The following is a 2,731-nucleotide window of genomic DNA, read 5'->3' on the forward strand; positions in this document are numbered from 1 at the left end:
TGCATTGTACTCGAGGTAATAGGTAGAAATAGCATCGATCACCACTTGAGGTTTTTGTGAAGTAGCCCCGTTGTCAAAATACACCAAAGGCTTCCCGTTTACCTTTTGCGATAAAATGGGAAAATCGGCTCTTACTTTTTGGATGTCTAACATATTTCTAAGGTATATTGCTATAAATCAAATCCCATATTCACGCCCAATTTATCGGCGATAATACGTGCGATTTTTGCTTTTAATTCGGGTATTTTTACACTGTTGGTTACTTCACTTGTGAAAGCATACATCAACAAGGCTTTGGCTTCTTTTTTAGGAATACCGCGTTGTTGCATGTAGAACATCGCACTTTCGTCTAATTGTCCAATGGTACATCCGTGCGAACACTTTACATCATCGGCAAAAATTTCCAATTGGGGCTTGGCGTTAATCGTTGCTTTATCACCAATTAAAATGTTGTTGTTTTGTTGGAACGCATCGGTTTTTTGGGCTTCTTTTTCTACGAAAATTTTTCCGTTGAAAACACCTGTTGCACTATCGTTTAGTATCGTTTTATAATTTTGGTGGCTTTCGCAATTGGGTGTAGCGTGTTGTACCAACGTATAATGATCTACGTGTTGTTTATCGCCAATAATGGTAATTCCTTTCAAGGTAGAATCAATGCGTTCCCCTTGGTGATAGAAATTCAAGTTGTTTCTGGTAATGTTTCCACCAAACGAAAAGGTATGAACCGCTACCCTACTCTCTTGCTTTTGAGCAATGTAGGTATTGTCAATCAAATTGGCAGTTTGCACATCGTTTTGAATTTTATAATAATCAACTATGGCACGTTTTTGAGCAAAAATTTCGGTAACCGAATTCGTCAAAACCGGATTTGAATTCAAACTTTGGTGCCGCTCTACAATTTGCACGTGGGCATTTTCTCCTACGACGACCAAATTACGGGGTTGTACCATTAAAGCTGCTTCATTACCCGTAGAGAAATAAATAATTTCAATAGGTTTTTCTACTACTTTGCTTTTGGGTATGTTGATGTAAGCCCCTTCTAACGAAAATGCCGTATTTAAAGACGTCAAACTATCTTCTTTATTGGCAATTTGATTGAAATAGGTATCAATCACCATTTTATATTTTGGCTTGGTTAAGGCCGAAGACATCAAACAAACATCTATTCCATCGTGCGTGGTAGCCGACAAAAACGAACTAAAAATACCGTCTATAAACACCACTTTATAGGTGTCGATTTCGTGTAAGAAATACTTTTTTACATCTTTAAATTCAATGGTGTTTTCTTTCTTTGGAAACACCGAAAAATCATTTTTCAATACCGCATTTAACGAAGTGTATTTCCAAGCTTCCTCTTTTTTAGTAGGGAAACCTTTGTTTTCGAAATTTTTTATGGCGTTGCTTCTCAACTCATGAAGTTCCGATTGGATGTCAATCTTTTCTTCAAAAGCCATGAACGAAGCTAATAATTTATCTTTTAATTCCATTGTTCAATATTTTGTTTCAAGTTTCAGGTTATTGGAACTTGTTTCCTTTGAAATTTTTCTTGTTTAAATAAGTGATGAAATTTTTGATTTTACCGCTTAAGTTTTCATATTTATTTTTCAAATCTTTAAACTGTTCTTCCGAAATATATTCGCAATCGTATAGTCTATAAATCTGAGATCTGGTTTCTCCTGCCGAACCTTTTGCTATTGATAAAAATTGGCGAAATTCTAAATTTCCATCTCTTTCAAAACCTTCAGCAATATTGTCCATTACGGAACCAGATGATGCTTTTATTTGTTCTTTAAATCTAAAATCAGTTTTTAAATCTGTTTCTTTTGAAAGAATAAAAACTTCTTTTGCTAATTTTCTAGCTTCTTGCCAGATTTCTAAATCTTCAAACTGTGTAATTGTTGCCATGGCGTATATAAAATTAAATTGTAGTGTGTGTAAATGAGGTTATAAAAAACCTGAAACTTGAAACCTGAAACGAATTAAACCAACTCGTTTTTAATCCAATCGTATCCTTTTTCTTCCAACTCTAACGCCAAATCAGCCCCACCCGTTTTTACGATTTTTCCGTCCATTAATACGTGAACGAAATCAGGAACGATATAATCCAACAAACGTTGGTAGTGCGTAATCACCAACACCGCATTGTTTTCGTTTTTTAATTTGTTTACTCCATTCGCTACAATTCGCAAGGCGTCGATATCCAAGCCTGAATCGGTTTCGTCCAAAATAGCGATTTTTGGTTCCAACATGGCCATTTGAAAGATTTCATTACGTTTCTTTTCACCACCTGAAAAACCTTCATTTAAGGAACGCGACAAGAATTTGCGGTCCATTTCTAATAATTCTGATTTTTCACGAATTAATTTCAGCATTTCATTCGCAGGCATTTCGTCTTGCTTGTTGGCTTTGCGTTTTTCGTTGATTGCGGTTTTGATAAAATTCGTCACCGAAACTCCTGGAATTTCCACTGGGTATTGAAACGACAAGAAAACCCCTTTGTGCGCTCTTTCTTCGGGTGCCAATTCTGAAATTTCTTCACCATCTAAAAAGATTTCGCCTTCAGAAACTTCGTAGTTTTCATTTCCGGCAATGATGGAAGATAAGGTCGATTTTCCAGCACCATTTGGTCCCATAATCGCATGTACTTCCCCTGCTTTAATTTCAAGGTTAATTCCTTTTAATATTTCTTTGTCTTCTACCGAAGCGTGTAAGTTTTTTATCTGTAACATTT

General features: G+C 35.8%; 4 protein-coding genes. All 4 read right to left on the reverse strand.

The genetic code is table 11. The features are described 5' to 3' along the window. Positions 1 to 153: aminotransferase class V-fold PLP-dependent enzyme (locus ACIQ6Z_RS09880; protein WP_396210709.1), on the reverse strand; the 153-nt coding region annotated here is incomplete at its 3' end. Positions 154 to 170: 17 nt separating this feature from the next. Next, positions 171 to 1,487 (reverse strand): Fe-S cluster assembly protein SufD, encoded by a 1,317-nt coding sequence (sufD, locus tag ACIQ6Z_RS09885; RefSeq protein WP_396197540.1) that lies wholly within the window; start codon positions 1,485 to 1,487, stop codon positions 171 to 173. 28 nt (positions 1,488 to 1,515) lie between these two features. Beyond that, positions 1,516 to 1,905, reverse strand: coding sequence for a four helix bundle protein (locus ACIQ6Z_RS09890; protein ID WP_396197539.1), 390 nt, complete (start codon positions 1,903 to 1,905; stop codon positions 1,516 to 1,518). Positions 1,906 to 1,979: 74 nt separating this feature from the next. Further along, a complete protein-coding gene (gene sufC / locus ACIQ6Z_RS09895) occupies positions 1,980 to 2,729 on the reverse strand; it encodes a Fe-S cluster assembly ATPase SufC (RefSeq protein WP_396197538.1) in 750 nt (249 codons plus the stop codon). Positions 2,730 to 2,731 lie beyond the last annotated feature (2 nt).

This window comes from Flavobacterium sp. (assembly GCF_044376915.1).
Lineage (GTDB): Bacteria > Bacteroidota > Bacteroidia > Flavobacteriales > Flavobacteriaceae > Flavobacterium.